Source organism: Microbacterium sp. (assembly GCF_030149085.1).
Lineage (GTDB): Bacteria > Actinomycetota > Actinomycetes > Actinomycetales > Microbacteriaceae > Microbacterium.
Map to the genome: position 1 here is coordinate 1 of NZ_JASBSF010000034.1, position 3,873 is coordinate 3,873.

The 3,873-nt window shown below is 64.7% G+C and carries 6 protein-coding genes; 3 read left to right on the forward strand and 3 right to left on the reverse strand.

What is annotated here, in order from left to right; genetic code table 11:
- A partial coding sequence (gene sufU, locus Q1V87_RS01305; RefSeq protein ID WP_300590524.1) for a Fe-S cluster assembly sulfur transfer protein SufU occupies window positions 1-282 on the forward strand: 282 nt, incomplete at its 5' end.
- Between the two features lie 109 nt (window positions 283-391).
- Here the strand turns inward: sufU and Q1V87_RS01310 are convergent.
- Window positions 392-1,372: an SRPBCC family protein gene (locus Q1V87_RS01310; protein WP_300590525.1), complete on the reverse strand. Its 981-nt coding sequence runs from the start codon at window positions 1,370-1,372 to the stop codon at window positions 392-394.
- Window positions 1,373-1,374: 2 nt separating this feature from the next.
- A complete protein-coding gene (locus Q1V87_RS01315; protein ID WP_300590526.1) occupies window positions 1,375-1,746 on the reverse strand; it encodes a metalloregulator ArsR/SmtB family transcription factor in 372 nt (123 codons plus the stop codon).
- 168 nt (window positions 1,747-1,914) lie between these two features.
- Here Q1V87_RS01315 and Q1V87_RS01320 point away from each other — a divergent pair, with 168 nt between their 5' ends.
- Window positions 1,915-2,199 carry a hypothetical protein gene (locus tag Q1V87_RS01320; RefSeq protein WP_300590527.1) on the forward strand — a complete coding sequence of 95 codons (285 nt, stop codon included), beginning with the start codon at window positions 1,915-1,917 and terminating at the stop codon, window positions 2,197-2,199.
- Between the two features lie 6 nt (window positions 2,200-2,205).
- Here Q1V87_RS01320 and Q1V87_RS01325 read toward each other — a convergent pair whose 3' ends face one another.
- Window positions 2,206-2,532 (reverse strand): hypothetical protein, encoded by a 327-nt coding sequence (locus Q1V87_RS01325; protein ID WP_300590528.1) that lies wholly within the window; start codon window positions 2,530-2,532, stop codon window positions 2,206-2,208.
- Between the two features lie 214 nt (window positions 2,533-2,746).
- On the opposite strand from Q1V87_RS01325, the gene Q1V87_RS01330 reads away from it, so the two are divergent.
- Window positions 2,747-3,472 (forward strand): HIRAN domain-containing protein, encoded by a 726-nt coding sequence (locus Q1V87_RS01330; protein ID WP_300590529.1) that lies wholly within the window; start codon window positions 2,747-2,749, stop codon window positions 3,470-3,472.
- Window positions 3,473-3,873 lie beyond the last annotated feature (401 nt).

The following is a 3,873-nucleotide window of genomic DNA, read 5'->3' on the forward strand; positions in this document are numbered from 1 at the left end:
CAGACGATCCGCGATGTGACGTGGGAAGGCCAAGGCTGCTCGATCTCGCAGGCGTCGGCATCCATGCTCGTCGATCTCATCGACGGCGTCCCGCGCGAGAAGGCAGCTGAACTGATCGACGGTTTCCGCGAGGCGCTGCGCTCGCGCGGCACGATCGAGCTCGACGAGGACGTGTACGAGGATGCCGCAGCCCTCTCGGGCGTCTCGAAGTTCAGCGCCCGCGTCAAGTGCGCGATGCTCGCCTGGGTCGCCCTCGAAGAGAGCCTCGCCCAGACATCCTGAGGATTTCGCATCCGCCCTCAACGCCGAAGGGTCGCAACACGCCGTGCGCTGCACGGTGGCAGCGGCGTGTTGCGACCCTTCGTGTGAGACGGATGCCGCGAGCGGCGACTCAGGCCGGCAAGAGCTCGCGCTCCAGGCGGGCGTAGCTGGTCTCCATGCCCTCGGTCATACCGGTGGCCAGGACCATGTCGCGCGTGTCCTTGTCGGGGTACTCGATCACCAGCGTGATGAGGGTCGCGCCGTCCTCTTCGTACAGGGACATGTCGTTGAGCGTCGACGGGAAGTCGGTTCCAGTCATGTGCTCCGTGGTTACCGCACGCCTCGGAGCCTCGCTCACGAGCGTCTCGCCATCGAAGCCGAACGCCTCACCCTCCACACCCTCGTCAGGCGTCCACTCGTAGCGGTAGCGCCCGCCGACCGCCGGATCGATCTCGCACACCGTCATCCGCCAGCCATCAGGGCCCAGCAACCACTTCTTCATAAGCTCGGGCTCGGTGTGGGCCCGCCACACGAGATCCCGGGGTCCGTCGATCAGCCGCGTGATCCGCACGTGCGTATCGCTGAGGATCTCGGTCTGCGTGCCCTTGCCCTGCGCGTACTCCCGCAGGTCCTGCAGCACCGCGTCGAGTTGGTTGATCGCGAGCGTCGACCCTTCGACGGCACCGAACTCGACGACCTGCTCCAGGGCGTCGAGCGAGTCGAAGTAGGTGATGTTGGTGAGTCGCGAGCCCTCGGGCGTCGCCTCGAAGAGGAACTCGACGCGCATCGTGGGCATGCCTTCGAGCACGTCGCCGTCACCGTTGAGGAACGAGTCGAGCACCTCGAATCGGTGTGGCGAATCGATCGCGGTGAACTCCCAGCCGCCGCGCGACACCTCGCCCTGCGGGCTGGTCATCTGGTACTGCGCGCGGCCCCCGGGGGTGAGATCGAACGACGTGAAGGTCGCCGGCCACCCCGGAGGGCCCCAGAAGCGGTCGAGCTGGGCAGGCTCGGTGAACGCCTGCCAGAGGCGCTCGACGGGCGCGGCGAAGTCGCCGACGAGTGTCATCGTGAGCGCGTCGGGGTCGGTGGTGACAGCGGTGACGGGCATCGTCAGTTCCCTTTCGTGGTGATGGATGCCGATGGGTCGGATGGCTCGGCGAGCAGGTCGTCGAGTCGGTCGATGCGCGCACGCCACAGGTCCTCATAGCGGGCGAGGAGCGCTTTCGCTCTGGCGATCATGATCGGATCGGCGCGAACGAGGCGCTCGCGTCCCTCCGCTCGCTTGATGATGAGGCCGGCCTCTTCGAGGACGGCGACGTGCTTCTGGACCGCCGCGAAGGACATGTCGTAGTCCTGCGCGAGCGCCGAGACCGAGTGCTCGGACTCGATAGTCCGGCGCAGGATGTCGCGCCGCGTCGCCGCGGCGAGCGCGTGAAACACGCGGTCAATCTCATCATCAGTGAGGTCCTTTTGTACAATCATTTGGTTGTACGTTAAGGCACGCCAAAGCCGCCGTCAACCCCGACACGAGTTGTTGAGTTCGCGCGTTTCCGCGCTGCGACCGTCGGGCGACGCCGATAGGGTCATCCCGTGCCGACTCCCTGAGAATCGCTCCACTTCGTCCGCGGTGCTGCCGAAGCAGACGAACCAATGGGGTCGAAGGAGAAGTGGTGGGTCGAGCTGCCGATGTTCGGCGACCGACAGTGGTTGCTCAAGCTCGCGCGACTCGATGAGCTCGATGGGACTGTCAGCGGAGAAGATTGGGCCGAGTGGACTGTCCACCAACTGGCCGATCAGCTCGGCGTTCCGAGCGCGACTACCCGCCCAGCAATCTTGGAAGGTCGGCGCGCGATCGTGTCCAGGTCAGTGCTTCGGGACAGTCTCGAGTACCTCGATCATGGCAACAGCGTGCTGTCAGCACGGTTCGCCGACTAGGACCAGTCAATCCAGGGCGAGAACCAGGGCTACACGGTGGCGGCCGTCCAGCATGCGCTCGAGGAGGTTGGGCCGCCGGCCGACATCGACTGGCCAGGTGACTTCACTGCCTTTGACGTGTGGACCGGCTATCTGCTTATGGATGCTTGGGTCGCCGGACGCGACCGCCATCACGAAAACTGGGCGGTCATCCTCCGTGGGGGTGAGCGCCGTCTGGCACCTTCCTTCGACCATGGAAATGCGCTCGGCTTTCAGGAGCGGGACGAGCGACGTGTCCGGATGCTGGGCGACGAACCCCACATGATGCGCTGGGTGGAGCGCGGGACCAGCCACCACTTCGCAGGAAAACCCAAGCTTACGGAACTCGCATGGAGCGCTCTTCGCCGAGCATCGCCGGCAGCTCGCCGCTTTTGGCTCGACCGACTCGACTCAATCTCAGAGGATGAAGTTCGTTCCGTCGTCTCCCCGGTCCCCCGCGCGATAATGTCTGAGGTCACCCATACATTCGTAGTTCGACTGTTGGCGACGAATCGAAGGAGGTTGCTCGATGGCTACTCAGGCACTTGACCGAGATCAACTCGACCTCACGGCGAGCCGCAAGACCCTCATCCTCGTCTGGCAGAACCCCGTGTCCCGGCTCTTCGTGAAGGTGGGCCAGCTCGACGCACTCCCCGCTGGCCGATTCGCTTTCCAGTATCTCCCGGGCGCATGGGATGACCCCGCGTTCGTCCCGCTGCTTGAATATCCCGATCGTGACACTGGCTATGTCTCTGACGAGATCCCGGCGTTCTTCGCGAATCGGATCCTCTCTGTCGACCGCCCACACTACGACCGCTACTTGAGCTGGCTCGGCATTGAGAATCTCAGTTCGGACGACGTTCCTTTCGAAGTCTTGGCCCGCACTGGCGGCGGCCGGGCAACCGACACCTTCCACGTCGTCGAGCTCCCTCTCACCAAAGCTGGTCAGCTCACGAGCCGGTTCTTTGTTTCAGGTGTTCGACACTTCTTTGGATCGGATGCCGCCATCGCGACCCTCCAGAACGGTGCGACGCTCCGCCTCGAGCTCGAGGAAGGCAACGAGGTGAACCCGAAGGCGGTTCTCGTCAATACCCTCGAAGGCCAGAAGTTTGGCTACGTTCCGGACTGGCTCTGCGCAGATGTCCACGCTCGGATCAAGGACGGCTGGTCGATCACAGCGATCGCAGAGCGGGTCAACCCGGACGCGCCAGCACACGTTCGCGTGCTCTGCCGCCTCGACGCCTTCCGCGACTAGCGATTGCCCGGAGCGGTTCTCGTGCGTCGCAACTCGGTAAGCGTGACGGGACGGTCGACCCAACCGTCTTTGTAGGCTCTCGGGTCGAGAAAGTACCACGCCCCCCCCGATCGCACCTCGAAGGCTCGCCTGACGTGACATCCAGTGTCATCCCGCCGCGTTCCCGGGATATGACCGCCGTCCACTCCGGGTGTGGCCACTCGGTCGTCGACAGCTCCACCCCGACGACCTAGCCTGACCACACGGAGTCGCTCAGATCGCGCGGGACCCTTCCGCGCGATCCCGGATCGGATCGAGAATCGCCTCCGCAGCCCAGGTCGCAGCGTCGGCGATGTCGCGACCACTCATCCCCAGCTGTCGGCGCATTGCCACCCAGGTCGCCGCCGAGTCGAGGTGACACA